Genomic DNA, 15,564 nt, shown 5'->3' with positions numbered 1-15,564 from the left:
GGCCTATGTCCTCCCCCCGAGGATTGTCTGTGCAGGATAGTGTGATGCCGGAATTGCCTGAAGTCGAGACGGTGCGGCGTGGCCTGACCCCCGCGATGGAGGGTCGCCGTATTCTGCGGGCTGAAGCGCGGCGCCCGGATCTGCGGTTCGCGTTTCCCGAACGCTTCGCAGAACGCCTGACCGGAACCGTGGTCGAACGGCTGGACCGGCGGTCGAAATATCTGCTGGCGCGGCTGGGCTCGGGCGAAACCTTGCTGATGCATCTGGGGATGTCGGGCCGGTTCTCTGTGACAGCCGATGATCTGAGCCGGCAACCGGGCGATTTTGTCTATGCGCCGCCCGCCAATCCGGCCCATGACCATGTGGTGTTTCACATCGAGGGCGGCGTGACGGTCACCTATAATGATCCGCGCCGCTTCGGCTTCATGACGCTGTATGAAACCGACCAGGAAGACGCCCAACCCTATTTGAGAGATCTGGGACCGGAGCCCTTGTCGAACGGATTTTCCGAAGACCGGCTCAACGAGGCCTTCAAGACGCGGCGCAGCCCGGTCAAGGCAGGGCTTCTGGATCAGCGTGTGGTGGCGGGCCTTGGCAATATCTACGTCTGCGAGGCGTTGTGGCGGGCGAAGATCGGCCCCAGGCGTCTGTGCAACTCCATTCCCGGCGCGCGCGCTGCGCGGCTGGCTCCGGCGGTTCGGACTGTGATCGCCGAAGCGATTGAAGCCGGAGGCTCCACCTTGCGCGATTATGCCGGGGCGGACGGGGCCATGGGCTATTTCCAGCACCGCTTTGATGTGTACGGGCGCGAAGGCGAGCCTTGCCATCGCTGTGAGGACAGCCGGGTAGAGCGGATTGTCCAGTCCGGTCGGTCGAGCTTTTTCTGTCCGTCATGCCAGCGTTAGCGCGCCGTGTTCTTAACATGAACTTTTGTTAACCATGCCGGTTTGGGTTGAACCCCGTTCCCGGGCGTTTATCCCTTTGCATGATGATTTGAATGCAAGAGAGGCATTTTATGCTGGACCGTATCCTCTGGGCTTTTCTGGCCCTGACAGTGTTCGCCACGCCGGCGGTTGCTCAAACCATGGACGTGGAAGAGGCCGAACTCGGGCCGAGCATCTGGATGCTCGAAGATGAGGATAATGTCGCCTACATCATCGGCACCATTCATCTGCTGAAGCCCGAAACCCAATGGCGCACCGCCTATTTCGAAGAGCTTCTGGCGAGCGTGGACCAGGTCTGGTTCGAAGCGGATGTGCACAGTCCTGAAGCGCAGGCCCAGATTCAGGCGCTTGTCCCGCAATTGGGATTGAACCCTCAGGGCCAGACGCTGTCCTCCATGATGAGTGAGGACGCCAAGGCCAATCTGGCGACGCTCGCTCAGCGTATGGGCGTGCCGGCGGAAACGATGATGGCTTCGCTCGATCCGTTGCAGCCTTGGCTCGCGAGCGTCTCTCTGGCGTCCGCCATGGCCATGGCTCAGGGTTATGATCCGCAATACGGCGTTGAAGTCGCGCTTCAGGCCATGATCGAGCCGATTACCGATGATGTGCGGTATTTCGAAACAGCGGAGCAGCAGCTCGGTTTCCTGGCCAGTCTGCCGCAGGCCGTTCAGCTGCGCGATCTGGAAAGCTCGCTTAAGCAATCTGTCGAAGAGCCGTATTTGCTTGATGAGCTAGCCATGGCCTGGGAAGTCGGGGATATCGAAGCGATTGATCACATGATCAATGATCGCATGAAGTCGGATTCCCCTGAGATGTATCAAGCCTTGATCGTGAACCGGAATTACGATTGGGGCGAGCAGATCGACCAGATCATGATGGGCGATGAAGACGTCATGATCGCGGTCGGCGTGGGGCATTTGCCTGGCCCGGAGGGGTTGGCGGAAGTGCTGCGCAATCTGGGATATGGTGTTTGGCAAATCCAGTAAGCGGATGAAGCCGCGGGGGTGACCTGCGTGCGGGCTTCCGCTAAGAGGGCGCCCGTTTTGCCGCATACCCTGCGCTGAAGAGCGTGTAACTGCATCGGAGGGCCGCATGGCCTACAATACGATCCAAGTAAAAACCGAAGGCCGGGTGGGCGTCATCACCCTGGACCGTCCATCCGCCCTGAACGCGCTGTGTGACGAGCTGACCAATGAGCTCAAGGATGCGCTGGCTGCGTTCGAGCGCGATGAGGACATCGGTTGCGTGATCCTGACCGGCTCGGCCAAGGCGTTCGCCGCCGGCGCCGACATCAAGGAGCTGCAGGAGAAGGATTTCGTCTCCCTGTACAAGCACGACCCGTTCGCGGAATCGTGGGAGAGCGTGGCGCGTTTCAGAAAGCCGATCATTGCAGCGGTGTCCGGTTATGCGCTGGGCGGCGGCTGCGAGATCGCCATGATGTGTGATTTCATCATCGCGTCCGAAACCGCCAAGTTCGGTCAGCCCGAAATCAATCTCGGCGTCATGCCGGGCGCGGGCGGCACCCAGCGTCTGCCGCGCGCGGTGGGCAAGGCCAAGGCCATGGATATGTGCCTGACGGGCCGTATGATGCCGGCCAAGGAAGCCGAGCGTGCGGGGCTGGTCAGCCGCGTCGTGCCGGCCGAAGAATTGCTGGATGTGACCATGGAGGCGGCCACCACGATCGCGTCCAAATCCCTGCCCATCGCCATGATGACCAAAGAGGCCGTCAACACGGCGTTCGAGATGGGCCTGGCCGAAGGCGTGCGCTTTGAACGCCGGGTGTTCCAGTCCCAGTTCGCCACCGAGGATCAGACCGAAGGCATGGCTGCGTTTGCTGACAAACGCGCTGCGCATTTCAAACACCGGTGATGAATTTTGGCGTATACCTGTTGACCGCACCTGCGGGGACCGGTATACGCCGCGCCTCATAGTTTTACCCGGCGGCCGGCTCTGGCCAGGCGCCCTTGATCATACGGATCTGGAGATCTTATGGCGAACACGTCCTCCGCCAAGAAAATGGCGCGCAAGATTGAGCGCCGCACCGCTCTGAACAAAGCCCGCCGCACGCGCATGCGGACCTATGTGAAGAAGCTCGACCTGGCCATCGCCGCCGGCGATCAGGATCAGGCGCGCGCCGCGTTGCGCACCGCTGAGTCTGAACTCATGAAAGCGGTCAGCAAAGGCGTCATCCACAAGAACACCGGCGCTCGCAAGGTGTCTCGCCTGTCGGCCCGTGTGAAGTCTATGGCAGCCTCTTAAAACCTGCTCCATACACGGACGAAAAAGAACGCCCGCGCATAACTGCGCGGGCGTTCTTTTTTGTTCTGCGTCATATTGGTACAAGTTTAAAAGCTTATGTTTTTCAACAAGGTAATTCCTGTATTCCGCATTCCTTGGCGGGCTTCGCTAGATCATGAAATCGCCGAGACGCAAGCCCTGAAAACAGCGAAATTTTTTTCAGATCGCCAAACGCCCGACCTGCTTTAGGAATCAACCTGTCAAGCTCGGAATCCGGAAAATGCGTGGGTTAATCATGTTGATTCGCTCGCCCGTGACGGTAACCTGAGGGCCTCGACGGAGTTGTCCCCACACGGACCAAAGGACGGTCGCTGAGCGCAGGAAGACGCGCGCTCGGTGCGGGAGAACTGCGTTCAAAATTAAAGCCGTGACCTTGGGATTACCAGGGCGCGCAGAGTGGAATGAAGGTTGGGGCATATGGGGTATTCTCAAGATGCGACGGCGCGACGTGACGGTGCGGCCATGATGGATTCCAGCTCGATCGTCGCCGTCTGGCGCGCTGTGCGCGCTCGCTTGCGTGAGGAATGCGGAGATCTGGTCTATGCGGCCGAGATCGCGCGCCTTCGAGTGGAACTGGATGCTGCGGGACGCGTCTGCGTGATCTGTCCCAATGAATTCGGTCGCTCCTGGGTGGAAGACAATGTGGGCATGCGTTTGCGCGCCTTGTGGGCGAATGTGGCCGAGCATGCGTGCGATATTCTGATCTGCACGGAGAAATCGCTCGCGTCTCAAAAATCACAAACCGTCAGCGTCGCCGCCCTGTCCGCGGGCGGAGTGTCGGACACGGCGGCGCTGCCGCTTGTGGAGGACACGATTGAGGCGGGCGACGCCAAACGCGAAGCGCGCTTCACCTTTGACACTTTCATGGTGGGATCAGCCAACATGATGGCGGCGACGGCTGCGCGCGCTGTGGCCAGCGCAGAAGCGCCGCCCTTCAACCCGGTCTTTTTCCATGGCGATTACGGGGTGGGCAAATCCCACCTTCTGGCCGCCATCGCGCACGCCGCCTCTCTGAGCGGAAAGCGCAAGAAAGTGCTCTATCTGACCGCGGAAGAATTCCTGAACGGATTCCAGTCCGCCCTGCGCGCCCGTGACGTCCAGCCCTTCAAGGATCTGGTCCGCGATTGCGACATGCTGTTGATCGACGATGTCCACTTCATTTGCGGCAAACCGCGTACTGAAGACGAATTCCTGCAGACGGTCACATCCCTGATCAGCGCGGAAAAGCAGGTGGTGCTCGCCTCTCACTGCGCGCCGTCCCAGCTCAGCGTCTCAGATGACCGGCTGCGCAACGTGCTGGCGGGCGGGTTCAATTGCCCGCTGCAAGGCCCAGATCTCGATCTGCGCCGCAAGATCCTCGATTGCAAGATCGCCCAGGCGCGCAATCATTGCCCGGATCTGGAGGTTCCCGAGACGGTGCGGGACTTCCTCGCCGCCCGTGTCACCAGCTCGGCGCGTGAGCTTGAAGGCGTCCTGAACAACATCATCGTGCGCACCGCGTATATGAACCGCCCCGTCACCATGGAGACGGTGGAGGATGCGCTGGGCGAACTGCCGGTGAAAGCCGAGCGCCGCATCACCGTGGACGACATCCAGAAAATGGCGGCGAGCTATTTCTCCATCACGGTGGATGACCTGATCTCCAAACGCCGCACCAAGGCGGTGGTCCGCCCGCGCCATATCGCCATGTATCTGGCGAAAACTATGACCACCCGGTCTCTGCCGGACATTGGTCGGCGCTTTGGCGGGCGTGACCACTCCACCGTCATTCATGCGGTGAACAAGATCACCGAGACCCTCACATCGGACGCGGTTCTGGCCGAAGATGTCGAGGCGTTGCGGCGACGCTTGCGCGGTTAAGCAGTTCAATTGAAAAAACGACCGCAAGACCCCTTCTTGCGGTCGTTTTTTTTAGGCTATTGTGCTGCACCCAAATCAGGCGATTCTCGCCATGTCTTTTGAATTTTCTGTTCGAGGCGACATATGAAGCTCACCATCGAGCGCGCGATCCTGCTCAAGGCCCTCGGCCATGTTCAGGCCGTCGTTGAGCGCCGCAACACCATTCCGATCCTGTCCAACGTTCTGATCAACGCGTCTGACGGGTTTGCACGGTTCACCGCCACGGATCTCGATATGGAGATCGTGGAGGAAGCAGAAGCGCAGGTGGAGCGGGAAGGCCTGATCACTGCGCCGGCGCACACGCTGTACGAGATCGCCCGCAAATTGCCTGAGGGCAGTCAGGTGACCCTGGAGCTTGGCGGCGATGATCCGCGCATCCTGCTGTCAGCGGGACGGTCGCGCTTCAACCTGCCGATCCTGCCGCCGGGCGACTTCCCGGTGATGCCGAGCGAGGATCTGGCGGTCAGCTTCACCGCGCCGGCCAGCGAGATCGCCCGTCTGATCGACAAGACGCGCTTCGCCATCTCCACCGAAGAGACGCGTTATTATCTCAACGGCATCCATTTGCACGCCGCCGAGCGTGACGGCCGCAAGACCCTGCGTGCTGTCGCCACGGACGGCCACCGTCTGGCGCTGGCGGAAACCGATCTGCCGGACGGCGCAGCGGGCATGCCCGCCGTGATCGTGCCGCGCAAGCCGATCCAGGAATTGCGCCGTCTGCTTGAAGACCTCGACGGTGATGTGGATGTGTCGGTGTCTGACGGCAAAATCCGGTTCCAGCTGGGCGCAGCGGTGCTGACCTCAAAGCTGATCGACGGCACCTTCCCTGATTATGAGCGTGTGATCCCGCGCGGCAATGACAAGATCATGCGCATCGACCGGGCGCCTTTCGCCCAGGCCGTGGATCGCGTAGCGACGATCAGCCAGGAAAAATCGCGGTCTGTGAAGCTCTCGCTCGCGCCGGGTCAGGTCACGCTGACGGTGAACAACCCTGAAAGCGGCGCCGCCAACGAAGAACTGGTGGCCGATTACAGTTCTGATGAGATGACCATCGGTTTCAACGCTCGCTATCTGCTCGACGTGGCCAGTCAGATCGAAGGCGATGAAGTGATCTTCGAACTGGCTGATTCCGGCTCACCGACCCGCGTCACTGATTCAGGCGATGCAGATGCGGAATATGTGCTGATGCCGCTGCGGGTGTGACCTTAAGCGGCTCTGATTCCGGTGGGCCTGCCGTCACGCGGCTCAAGCTCACCGGATTTCGCAATTACGCCCGGCTTGATCTGACGCTGGATGCGCGCCCGGTCGCCCTGTTTGGCGAGAACGGGTCCGGCAAGACCAATCTTGTAGAAGCTGTCTCGTTTCTGGGACCGGGACGCGGTCTGCGCGCTGCTGGCGCTGACGCCGTGCGCCGCCGCACGGCTGAGGGCGTTGATCCGCTCTGGGCGGTCTATGCCGAGGCGATCACGCCTGAAGGCCCGGTCAGCCTGGCCACAGGCGCCGACCCGAACCAGCCGAGCCGCCGCCGGACCAGGCTTGACGGCGCCGCGGCCACCCAAACCGAGCTGGCGCGCCTGATCCCGATGTTGTGGCTGACCCCGCGCGAAGACCGGCTCTGGGCCGGGGCGCGGTCAGATCGCTTGCGGTTTTTTGATCGTCTGGTGCTCGCGGCGGCGCCGGACCATGCCAGCTCGGCGAGCGCCTATGAGAAATCCATGAAGGAGCGTCAGCGTCTTCTGGATCGCATGGCTGAGGGCGGCCGGGCGGATCCTGACTGGCTGAATGCGCTGGAAGCGGAGATGGCGGCCTCCGGCGTGGCGTTGGCGGCGGCGCGTCTGGACGCTTTGGCGCGACTTCAGGACGAGATCGACACCCGGCCTGAAAGCCAGTTCCCGAAAGCGGATCTGGCGCTCGACGGCGCAGTTGAGGCGCACTTGGCTGAGGGCATGAAGGCGGGTGAGGCCGAAGACTGGTTCATGGCTGAGTTGGCTCGGGTGCGGCCGCGCGACAGCGCGGCGGGCCGGGCGCTGACCGGTCCGCACCGCACCGAGCTGGACGCGCGCCATCGCGCCAAGGATCAGCCCGCGGCTGATTGCTCGACCGGCGAACAAAAATCCATGGTGCTGGGTCTGGCCCTGGCGCAAGCCGCGGCGATCCGCAGGCTGTCCGGGCGGGGCCCGGTGCTGATTTTTGACGAAGCCTGCGCGCATCTGGACGCCTCGCGCCGCGAAGGCCTGGCGGAAACCGTGCTGGATCTTGGGGTGCAGGCTTTCATGACCGGGGTGGAGCGCTCGCTCTTCTCCGCCTTCGGGCAGGGCGTTCAGGCGATTGAAGTGTCGGATGGGCATGCGGCGCGCGTGGACTGACTTGTCATTGAAGCATAGTGGTCAAAAGAGAACGCCTGAGCTGATGGCCGGCCGTTTGGACTCAGTTCGTCAAACGCATGGACGCTGCTATGCGATCAGCGGGTATTCAGTCTCGATCCGGTAGAGATTGGGCGTATGGGGTTTGCGCGCCCAGCTTGAATACAAATGGAAACGGTCCACCGTGAAGGGCTCGGATTTGAACAGACCCAGCCTCTGCTCAAAGCGCTGAATGCGGCTCAGCTCAACATCCTTGTTCAGATAAGCGAGGGTCATATGGGGCAGATAGGCGCGCGTCTCCATCTTGATCCCGAGCGACAGAGCCGCTTTTCGGCAGCGCCGGGCGAGATCGGTCAGGGCGGGATTGGGTTCAACCCCCAGCCAGAGGGCGCTGGGATCGCCGCCGCCAAACCGGCCTGCGCCCTGCAAACGCAACTCGAACGGCGCCAGCTTGATCTTGCCGAGAGCCAGATCGAGCTCCTCGATGATGGGCTCTTCCAGCTCGCCATAATAGGCGAGGGTGATGTGCAGGTTTTCGCGTGGCCGCCAATTGGCCCCGGGCACGCCGGTCATCTCGGCGCAGGCCTGGTCAAGCACAGTGTCAGACAGGGGCAGGGCGGCGAAGATGCGAAGCGACATGGGCGCAGGGGGCATGGCCGAGCCGGATTCGTCAAGCATGCGCCCTGCATCAGGGATGAAATCCCTTTAAGAATAAGGGGTATTGGCGCATCTCCGTGTCCGGTTTCTCTTGAAACCCGAGCGCAAAACTCCGATATTCACATCACACAGCGCGCAAGAGCGCGCGCAGACATCTCTGGTTGAGAAGGACATCATGAACCAGTTCTCGCACCCTGCTTACGGCGCACAGACGCTCGACACCTCTGTGGATGCCGGCCTGCGCAGCTTCATGCTGGGCGTTTACAACAAGATGGGCCTCGGCCTGGTCCTGTCCGCAGTCCTCGCTTACGTGGCGGGCACGGTGGATCCTGTGACCGCGCTCGTGTTCAATTCGCCGCTGCGCCTTGTCGTGCAGTTCGGTCCGATCGCGTTGCTGTTCGGCTCCATGTTCTTCATGAAAAACCCCTCGCCCCTGGGCGCGGCCGTGCTGTACTGGGCGGTGGTCGCCCTGATCGGTACGGGCCTCGGCGTTTGGGTGCTGATGGCGACCTCGGGCATGACGGCGGAAACGCTGACCGGTTCGATCAACATCACCTTCGGCACGATCGCGCAGGCGTTCTTCATCACGGCGGCGGCCTTTTTCGGCCTCTCGCTCTATGGCTACACGACCAAGACGAACCTGCAGCCGATCGGCAGCTTCCTGGTGATGGCGATCATCGGTGTGGTGCTGATCTCGCTGCTGAACGTGTTCTTCATGGAAAGCTCGTTCCTGCAGTGGATCATCCAGTTCGCCATTCTCGGCCTGATGGCTGGCGTGGTCGCCTGGCAGACCCAGTCGCTGAAGCTGACCTATGTGGAAGCGCGCGGCGATCAGCGCTCCTTGAGCGTTCTGACCTATTACGGCGCTCTGAACCTCTACATCGCCTTCATCAACATGTTCCAGATCGTGCTGATGATCCTGGGCAACCGCGAATAAGCGGACCTGCTCATCTGACGAAGAAAAACCCCGGAGCGTCGCTCCGGGGTTTTTTGTATCAGTGTGAGGAGCCGCTCCAGCTGAGCTTTTTGAGCTGGTTGTCGAACACCTTGAGCACGCTGGTCAGCTCATGGCCGCGTTTGAGGATGGCGCCGCCCGGCGCCACGACCTTCCAGGCGCCTTGTTTGCGGGCGTCCGCGGGGGTTTTCACGATCCGGTAGATCGGGACTTCAGCGGCGTTGCGGAAAATGGAGAATTCGGCGCGATCCTTCAGCCCGTCGATCGCATAGTCGCGCCATTCGCCGCCCGCCACCATCATGCCGTAAACCCTCAGGATCTGGTCGAGTTCGATGCGATGAAACATCACCCGGTCATCGCGGGGGCGGGGCGTGGGAAGGGGAGTTAATGCCATGTCTGCTCTGAATTACCCTTGAGTCCGGACCTTACGAAGTTTTCACAGTGCGCCGCAATCTCGCCTCATTTTCGTCCTTGCGCAGCCTAACCCCGTCAGCACTTTAAAGCTGTCGGCTGGCGCACACAAAGCCACCTGATCTGGATTCACAGCCCCCCCAGCCCCCCGGGTCTGGAGGCTTGCGTCGGTCGACACCTTTCCCGTCTCAGTCTCAACCCGGAAATCTTCAGGCTTTGGTCATGGGAGCCTTGTAGAACACTGGTGTCAGGCGTTGAGGTAAGCTACTCCTGATGCGTTCTTTTCCGCTGCCTCCGGGATGATGCTTCGCCCATGATCCGCGCCGATCGCCTGATCAAACGCTTTGCCGGCCATCTGGCCGTGGACGAGGTGTCGTTTCAGGTCGAGCGCGGCGAGGTGGTTGCGTTCCTGGGCCCTAACGGCGCCGGCAAATCCACAACCATGCGCATGCTGGCGGGCTGCCTGGAGCCTGATTCCGGTCAGGCGCTGATCGCCGATTACGACTGCCATCTCAATCGCCGCACCGCGCAGACCCATCTGGGTTATCTGCCTGAAGGCGCGCCAGCGTATCCGTCCATGACGGCGCGCGGCTTTGTCCGCTTCGGTCTGAGGGCGCGCGGATATTCGGGCGCAAATCTGGATGAAGCGACCCGGGTTGCGCTGGACCGGGCCCGGCTCGGGGACATGGCGGACAAACCCATCGGCGCCTTGTCCAAGGGCTATAAGCGCCGCGCCGCTCTGGCGGCGGCCATCGCTCATGATCCGCCGGTGCTGATCCTTGACGAACCCACCGATGGGCTCGACCCCAACCAGAAGGACGGCGTGCGCGCCCTGATCACTGAAATGGCGCCCAAGAAGGCCATTCTGATCTCCACACACCTGCTTGATGAAGTGGAGGCGATGTGTTCACGCGCCGTGGTGATCGCCGATGGCCGCATCAAGATGGACGGAACGCCCGCTGAAGTCGCACGCATGGCGGGCGGTAGCCTGGAAAGCGCCTTCCGCGTGCTCACACGCCCCCTCGCCGACCCTGTGATCAGCGATGTCGCGGAGCCGCGTTCATGACGGGTCTGATTGCGGTCTACCGGCGTGAAGTGGCGGCGTATTTCGAGACGCCCCTCGCCTACGTCTTCTTGTCGGTCTTCGCCTTCGCGGCCCCCGCCTTCGCCTGGCGGGTGGGACGCTTGTTTGACACCGGCCGCGCCGATCTCAGCCCGCTTTTTGACTACATGCCCTGGCTGTTGCTGGTGTTGATGCCCGCGCTCGCCATGCGCGCCTGGGCGGAAGAACGTGACCGGGGCACGCTCGAAGTGCTGCTGGCCAGCCCGATCGCGCTTTATGAAATGGTGCTGGGCAAGTTTCTCGCCGCGCTCAGCGTCGCCTGTCTGGCCCTGATCCTGACCTTCCCCATGTGGGGAGCGATGAATTATCTCGGCAGTCCCGATAACGCCGCCATCGCCACCGCCTATCTGGGCGCGCTCTTGCTGGCGGGCGGGTATCTGGCGCTGGGACAGGCCCTTTCCGCCTCCACGCCCAACCAGGTGATTGCTTTTGTTCTGGGCGCGGGAGCGTGCTTTCTGGTGACGGTTTCGGGCGCGCCCTTCGTGCTGGACGCCCTGTCCGCGCATCTGCCGGGGGCGGTCGCCGAAGCGTTGGCGGATCTGTCCGCGCTCGCACGGTTTGACAGCTTGCGACGGGGCGTGATCAGCCTGGCGGACATCCTCTACTTTCTCTCCCTGATGGGCCTCGGGCTCGGGCTCGCCATGGCGCTGATTGATGCGCGCCGGGGAGGCGGGCGATGAACCGCACACGCTTTCTCTGGGTCATGATCTTCAGCCTGATCCTGGGCTTCGCCGGGTTGAACATGGCCTCTCGCATTCTGCTGGACGGCGCCCGCATCGATCTGACTGAACGCGGCCTCTATCAGCTTTCAGAGGGGACGCAGGACGTTCTGGATCGGCTGGACGAGCCGATGAGCCTTGATTTTTACTATTCGCGCGCGGACGCCGCGGGCTATCCCGAAGTGCGGGCCTATGGCGCGCGGGTGCGCGAGCTGTTGCGCACGCTCGCGGCGCGCTCGGGCGGAGCCCTGCGCCTGGAAGAGATTGATCCCGCGCCCTTCTCACCGGCTGAAGACGCCGCCATCGCGTCCGGCTTGCAGCCGGTTCCGGTCGAAGGCGGCGGTCAGATCTTTTTCGGGTTGGTGGGCCGCAACGCGGTGGATGATGCGCGCATCATCGCCTTCTTTGATCCTCAGGACGAAGCGCGGTTGGAATATGAGATCGTGCGCCTGATCGCCGAGTTGGAGCGCGCGCGCACGCCCCATCTGGCGATCATTTCCGATCTTCCCTTTGCGCCGAACCGTGAGGGTCGCAGCGGCAACCGCATCATTGACGAGCTGGGCGCAACCTATCAGCTGAGCTGGCTTGAGCCTGAATTTGACGCCATTCCCGAAGACGCTGACGCCGTGCTGGTGATTCATCCGCCCTTGATGAGCGAGACCCAGCTTTATCTGCTCGATCAATTCATCCTGGCGCGCGGCCGGGCGCTGGTGGCGGTTGATCCCATGGCGCATCTGGCGCTGAAGCCGGGGCCTGACGGACTGCCGCCGCTCAACGCTCAACGGGCCAGCGATCTGGGTCGCCTGTTCGCCAGCTGGGGCGTGATTTATGACCGCAACGCTGTGGCCATGGACGCTGAAACCGGCCTGCCTGTGCAGATCATTGAAGGCGGTCGCACGCGCATGCGCGCCTATCCGCTATGGTTCTCGGTCCCGCCTTCGGGGCTGAACCAGACCTTGCCGAGCCTTGCGGGCTTGTCGCGCTCGGTCAATCTGGGCGCGCCCGGCGTGCTTGGCTTTGACGATCAGGCCGGGCTGAGCGTGACGCCGCTTCTCTCCACCAGCGCCCAGGCGGCGCGTCTGGATGCGGATATCGCCGCGTCCAGCCCCTCGCCGGAAGAGCTGATGCGCGGTTTTGAGGCGGATCCTGACGCCCCCCTGTCGCTCGGCTTGCTGCTGGACGGGGTTTTGGCGACCGCCTTCCCCGATGGCCCTCCCGCAGAAGACGGCGCGCCGCTCAACCGTGCGCATCTTGATGAAAGCACGGGGCCGGGCGAAGTGATCGTGCTGGCGGATGTGGACCTGTTTGATCCCGCCTTCTTCCTGCGCGCTGATCCGGTGCAGGGCGAACAGGTGGTGGCGGACAATCTGGCCTTGGTGCTTAATCTTGTGGACCGGCTGGCGGGCGACCGCGCCCTGGTCTCGCTGCGGTCTCGCTCACGCTCGGATCGCCCCATGACGCGGGTGGACGCCCTGCGCACCGCGGCGGAAGCGCGCTATCTGACGCTTCAGGACACGCTTCAAGCCGAGCTGAACGAGGCGGAAGGCCGGCTGGATGAGCTGACCCGTCTGGGGCGGGCTTCGGCGCTGGGCGGCGCAGGCAGTGATGACGCCGCCGAGGCGGACGCCCTGCGCACGCAAATCCTGGACGCTCGCGAACGCCTGCGTGAGATCGAGCGTGGGTTCCGGGTGGAGATTGACGCGCTGGAGAACCGGCTCTTGCTGTGGACCTTGTGGCTGCCGCCGTTGGTCGTTCTGGTGTTTGGCGTCATTGCGGCGCTTGTGCGCAGGAGGCGTCGCGCATGAGCCTGCACACCCCCCATAAACGCCGCGGCGTGCAGGCCCTGATCGCGCTGGCGCTGGCGCTGTCCTTGCTGGGGCTGGGCGGGATTGTGGTCTGGCGCGACGCCCGTATCGGGCAAGCGCCGGACGTGTCCGGCCCGGTGGTTGAGGGCTGGCCCGAGCAGGCGAGCGCGGCGGCGCGTATCCAGATTGAAACCGCGGGCGCCAATTTCGTGATGGAAAAGCGCGGCGCTGCCTGGGTGATGGCGAGCCGGGGCGACTATCCCGTCCGCGCCGAACGCATCGCTGAGCTGGACGCGATGCTGCAAGGCCTGAGCTTTACTGAAGCCATGACCCGCGACGCGGACAAGTTTGACAGGCTGGGGCTGGGCGATCCGCAGGCGGGGGGCGCTGGCGTACGGATTTCCGTGACTGACGCTGAAGGGGGTTTGATCGCCGATCTGATCACCGGGCGCTTGCGCAGCTCAAACGGCGTATACGTGCGGCGACCCGGCGGCGCGCGCGCCTATGCGGCGTCCGGCCCGGTGATTGACCCGGCGCTGTTGGGCGATCCGGGGCGCTGGATGGGGCTTGAGTTCTGGAACCATGAGGCGTCAGCGATTGCGCGCGCCGAGATCCAGCCTGAGTTCGGCCCGAGCTGGCGGGTGATGCGAGCCGGCGAGGCGCAGCGCTATTACGAGCTGCGCGAGCCTTCAGGCTGGCGTCTGGTGACCGCCGGGGCCGCCAATGGCGTGGCGACGGCGGGCGCGCAATTGCGCTTTCGCGACGTCAAACCCGATCAGGAACTGGTGGGCGCCTATGTCTCGCGCCATGCCGCGGTGACGTTTTCGGGTCTCGCCTATGAAATGCTGTTCTTCGCCGAGGGGGATGAGCGCTGGGTGACCATCGAGCTGGCGGCCCTCGCCGATGATGCCGCCCCGCGCGCCGATCATTTCAATGCGCAGGTCGAGGGCTGGGCGTTTCTGGTCAGCGAAGACGCCTATGAGCGTCTGACCCGCGGCCTTGATCAGGTGGCCGAGCCCACGAATTAACCCCTATTAACTTTTGACCGCTTACGGCCTGCGCCACAGTGAAGGCTGGAAAAAAGGTTGGGAGGGCGTTATGGGGTTCAAATACAGTCTGTTGGGGGCCGCCTTGTGCGTGCTCAGCGCGAGCGCGCAGGCGCAGGATGGCGTCTCTGACCGTCAGATCGAGGCCATGGCGCGGCTTGCGCCTTTGGCCGGCGAGTGGGTGGTGACCGGACAGGTCATGGGCCCGGATGGCATGCAGGCGCTTGATCCAGGCGAAGCCCGGACCCGGTTCGTGTTCAATGATCGCGGCCTGGAGGAGAACGCCCATATTGATCTGGGCGCCGAGGAAGCCACACATCTGCGCACCCTGTTCAGCTATGATCCCTATCGTTCGCTCTATCGCCTGAGCGTCATGGATGACGCCTATGGGCTATTGGATATCTATGAGGGCGATTTTGACGATGCGGGCCGATTGGTCGCCACCAATCTGCGACCCGACACGTCCTATCCGATTGAGGGCGGACAGCTGCACTTCAAGCTGGTCTATGACTTCACCCACGCGGACGGGCATGAGTTCGACATTTATATGAGCGCGGATCGCGGCGAGAGCTGGACGCTCTATTTCGACCAGACCTACGCTCCCGCCAACTAGGCGTCAGGGCAGCCGGGCGGCGGTGAGGATGCGGCCGCCCGGGCCGTCCTGCACGAGCACCACGGCGTCCAGATCGTCCGCGGGGTCGGGCAACACATAGGCCGCGTCTCCGCCGGTCCAGTCCGCCAGCTTTTCAACCGAGCGCACCATGTTGAAATGCGTCATGCGCAGACCGGCGTTGCGGCCGCTTTCGATCTGACGCTCTTCAATGCCCGGCGTGTATTGCACCAGCCAGATTTCGGCCGGCGTCGCGCGCGCGCCCTCAAGGGACAGGCTGTATGCGCCGTCTTCGCTTTCGCGGATGTGCGCTGTGGGCCGGGGCGCGCTGTCTTCCAGCGCCGCGGTGATGCGCGCGGGATCAAAGCGCAGTTGTTCGGGCGCGCCATTGATGACGAAGTGCGGGGTGTAGACCCGCATGGCCTCGCCGGCCTCCACATAGGCCTTCTGACGATCAACAAACTCCGGCATGGCGAACTGGTCCGCCCAGCCATAAGCGTCCCAGTAATTCACCCCCCAGGCCAGGGCGATCACGTCCTCGCGCGCGCCGAAATCCGCCAGCAGCTGGTTGGCGGCGGGGCAGAGCGGACAGCCTTGCGAAGTGAACAGCTCCACCACGATCACCGCGTCCGGCGTCTCGCGCACGGATGCATTCGTCGCCGGTTGAGGCGGGGTGGAATGGGCCTGAAACAGAAGGGCCAGAACGGAGAACCAGGTCAGCATAAATGCTTACT

The 15,564-nt window shown here is 62.9% G+C and carries 16 protein-coding genes; 13 read left to right on the top strand and 3 right to left on the bottom strand.

From position 1 onward, the window contains the following. Positions 1–44 precede the first annotated feature (44 nt). The 7 genes from mutM to recF all read left to right on the top strand — a co-directional run bounded on the left by mutM (position 45) and on the right by recF (position 7,507). Positions 45–905, top strand: a complete 861-nt coding sequence (mutM, locus tag ACTIGF_RS05895; protein WP_439635979.1) for a bifunctional DNA-formamidopyrimidine glycosylase/DNA-(apurinic or apyrimidinic site) lyase — start codon at positions 45–47, stop codon at positions 903–905. A 110-nt stretch (positions 906–1,015) separates the two neighbouring features. Continuing rightward, positions 1,016–1,930: a TraB/GumN family protein gene (locus tag ACTIGF_RS05890; RefSeq protein WP_439635978.1), complete on the top strand. Its 915-nt coding sequence runs from the start codon at positions 1,016–1,018 to the stop codon at positions 1,928–1,930. Between the two features lie 106 nt (positions 1,931–2,036). Beyond that, positions 2,037–2,813 carry an enoyl-CoA hydratase gene (locus ACTIGF_RS05885; RefSeq protein ID WP_439635977.1) on the top strand — a complete coding sequence of 259 codons (777 nt, stop codon included), beginning with the start codon at positions 2,037–2,039 and terminating at the stop codon, positions 2,811–2,813. A gap of 120 nt (positions 2,814–2,933) precedes the next feature. Continuing rightward, positions 2,934–3,203, top strand: a complete 270-nt coding sequence (gene rpsT / locus ACTIGF_RS05880) for a 30S ribosomal protein S20 (protein ID WP_107712088.1) — start codon at positions 2,934–2,936, stop codon at positions 3,201–3,203. Between the two features lie 456 nt (positions 3,204–3,659). Further along, positions 3,660–5,102 carry a chromosomal replication initiator protein DnaA gene (dnaA, locus tag ACTIGF_RS05875; protein WP_439635976.1) on the top strand — a complete coding sequence of 481 codons (1,443 nt, stop codon included), beginning with the start codon at positions 3,660–3,662 and terminating at the stop codon, positions 5,100–5,102. Between the two features lie 123 nt (positions 5,103–5,225). Further along, positions 5,226–6,344, top strand: a complete 1,119-nt coding sequence (gene dnaN / locus ACTIGF_RS05870; protein ID WP_430430974.1) for a DNA polymerase III subunit beta — start codon at positions 5,226–5,228, stop codon at positions 6,342–6,344. After that, complete coding sequence (recF, locus tag ACTIGF_RS05865) at positions 6,341–7,507, top strand: DNA replication/repair protein RecF (RefSeq protein WP_439635975.1); 1,167 nt, start codon at positions 6,341–6,343, stop codon at positions 7,505–7,507. Before dnaN ends, recF begins: the two co-directional genes overlap by 4 nt. Positions 7,508–7,594: 87 nt before the next feature. On the opposite strand, the gene thpR is transcribed toward recF, so the two are convergent. Next, on the bottom strand, positions 7,595–8,182 hold the full coding sequence (gene thpR / locus ACTIGF_RS05860) for an RNA 2',3'-cyclic phosphodiesterase (protein WP_439635974.1): 588 nt from the start codon (positions 8,180–8,182) through the stop codon (positions 7,595–7,597). Positions 8,183–8,336: 154 nt separating this feature from the next. Here thpR and ACTIGF_RS05855 point away from each other — a divergent pair, with 154 nt between their 5' ends. Further along, complete coding sequence (locus tag ACTIGF_RS05855) at positions 8,337–9,098, top strand: Bax inhibitor-1/YccA family protein (protein ID WP_439635973.1); 762 nt, start codon at positions 8,337–8,339, stop codon at positions 9,096–9,098. A gap of 58 nt (positions 9,099–9,156) precedes the next feature. Here ACTIGF_RS05855 and ACTIGF_RS05850 read toward each other — a convergent pair whose 3' ends face one another. Then, positions 9,157–9,510 carry a DUF2794 domain-containing protein gene (locus tag ACTIGF_RS05850; protein ID WP_439635972.1) on the bottom strand — a complete coding sequence of 118 codons (354 nt, stop codon included), beginning with the start codon at positions 9,508–9,510 and terminating at the stop codon, positions 9,157–9,159. A gap of 330 nt (positions 9,511–9,840) precedes the next feature. Between ACTIGF_RS05850 and ACTIGF_RS05845 the strand changes: the two genes are divergently transcribed. From ACTIGF_RS05845 to ACTIGF_RS05825, 5 genes are all read left to right on the top strand, one after another. Beyond that, the gene (locus ACTIGF_RS05845) at positions 9,841–10,593 is read left to right on the top strand and encodes an ABC transporter ATP-binding protein (RefSeq protein ID WP_439635971.1); all 753 of its coding nucleotides are present in this window, start codon (positions 9,841–9,843) and stop codon (positions 10,591–10,593) included. Beyond that, on the top strand, positions 10,590–11,330 hold the full coding sequence (locus tag ACTIGF_RS05840) for an ABC transporter permease (protein ID WP_022700730.1): 741 nt from the start codon (positions 10,590–10,592) through the stop codon (positions 11,328–11,330). The genes ACTIGF_RS05845 and ACTIGF_RS05840 overlap by 4 nt, the downstream gene beginning before the upstream one ends. Next, on the top strand, positions 11,327–13,174 hold the full coding sequence (locus tag ACTIGF_RS05835; RefSeq protein ID WP_439635970.1) for a Gldg family protein: 1,848 nt from the start codon (positions 11,327–11,329) through the stop codon (positions 13,172–13,174). The genes ACTIGF_RS05840 and ACTIGF_RS05835 overlap by 4 nt, the downstream gene beginning before the upstream one ends. Further along, a complete protein-coding gene (locus ACTIGF_RS05830; RefSeq protein WP_439635969.1) occupies positions 13,171–14,202 on the top strand; it encodes a DUF4340 domain-containing protein in 1,032 nt (343 codons plus the stop codon). Before ACTIGF_RS05835 ends, ACTIGF_RS05830 begins: the two co-directional genes overlap by 4 nt. Positions 14,203–14,272: 70 nt before the next feature. Further along, positions 14,273–14,833, top strand: a complete 561-nt coding sequence (locus ACTIGF_RS05825) for a DUF1579 family protein (RefSeq protein ID WP_439635968.1) — start codon at positions 14,273–14,275, stop codon at positions 14,831–14,833. 3 nt (positions 14,834–14,836) lie between these two features. Here ACTIGF_RS05825 and ACTIGF_RS05820 read toward each other — a convergent pair whose 3' ends face one another. Beyond that, positions 14,837–15,553 (bottom strand): DUF1223 domain-containing protein, encoded by a 717-nt coding sequence (locus tag ACTIGF_RS05820; protein ID WP_439635967.1) that lies wholly within the window; start codon positions 15,551–15,553, stop codon positions 14,837–14,839. Positions 15,554–15,564 lie beyond the last annotated feature (11 nt).

The sequence above is a fragment of the Oceanicaulis sp. genome (assembly GCF_051859625.1).
In the GTDB taxonomy this organism is placed as follows: Bacteria; Pseudomonadota; Alphaproteobacteria; order Caulobacterales; family Maricaulaceae; genus Oceanicaulis.
Note: the sequence above shows the minus strand (reverse complement) of the source record. Positions and strands in the feature narration are given on the sequence as shown.

Excerpts from the sequence above, each read along its gene's own strand:
- dnaN (WP_430430974.1), top strand. The coding sequence starts at position 5,226 with ATGAAGCTCACCATCGAGCGCGCGATCCTGCTCAAGGCCCTCGGCCAT.
- ACTIGF_RS05885 (WP_439635977.1), top strand. The coding sequence starts at position 2,037 with ATGGCCTACAATACGATCCAAGTAAAAACCGAAGGCCGGGTGGGCGTC.
- ACTIGF_RS05835 (WP_439635970.1), top strand. The coding sequence starts at position 11,327 with ATGAACCGCACACGCTTTCTCTGGGTCATGATCTTCAGCCTGATCCTG.
- ACTIGF_RS05840 (WP_022700730.1), top strand. The coding sequence starts at position 10,590 with ATGACGGGTCTGATTGCGGTCTACCGGCGTGAAGTGGCGGCGTATTTC.
- ACTIGF_RS05850 (WP_439635972.1), bottom strand. The coding sequence starts at position 9,510 with ATGGCATTAACTCCCCTTCCCACGCCCCGCCCCCGCGATGACCGGGTG.
- dnaA (WP_439635976.1), top strand. The coding sequence starts at position 3,660 with ATGGGGTATTCTCAAGATGCGACGGCGCGACGTGACGGTGCGGCCATG.
- mutM (WP_439635979.1), top strand. The coding sequence starts at position 45 with ATGCCGGAATTGCCTGAAGTCGAGACGGTGCGGCGTGGCCTGACCCCC.
- rpsT (WP_107712088.1), top strand. The coding sequence starts at position 2,934 with ATGGCGAACACGTCCTCCGCCAAGAAAATGGCGCGCAAGATTGAGCGC.
- ACTIGF_RS05845 (WP_439635971.1), top strand. The coding sequence starts at position 9,841 with ATGATCCGCGCCGATCGCCTGATCAAACGCTTTGCCGGCCATCTGGCC.
- ACTIGF_RS05820 (WP_439635967.1), bottom strand. The coding sequence starts at position 15,553 with ATGCTGACCTGGTTCTCCGTTCTGGCCCTTCTGTTTCAGGCCCATTCC.
- ACTIGF_RS05825 (WP_439635968.1), top strand. The coding sequence starts at position 14,273 with ATGGGGTTCAAATACAGTCTGTTGGGGGCCGCCTTGTGCGTGCTCAGC.
- thpR (WP_439635974.1), bottom strand. The coding sequence starts at position 8,182 with ATGCTTGACGAATCCGGCTCGGCCATGCCCCCTGCGCCCATGTCGCTT.
- ACTIGF_RS05890 (WP_439635978.1), top strand. The coding sequence starts at position 1,016 with ATGCTGGACCGTATCCTCTGGGCTTTTCTGGCCCTGACAGTGTTCGCC.
- ACTIGF_RS05830 (WP_439635969.1), top strand. The coding sequence starts at position 13,171 with ATGAGCCTGCACACCCCCCATAAACGCCGCGGCGTGCAGGCCCTGATC.
- ACTIGF_RS05855 (WP_439635973.1), top strand. The coding sequence starts at position 8,337 with ATGAACCAGTTCTCGCACCCTGCTTACGGCGCACAGACGCTCGACACC.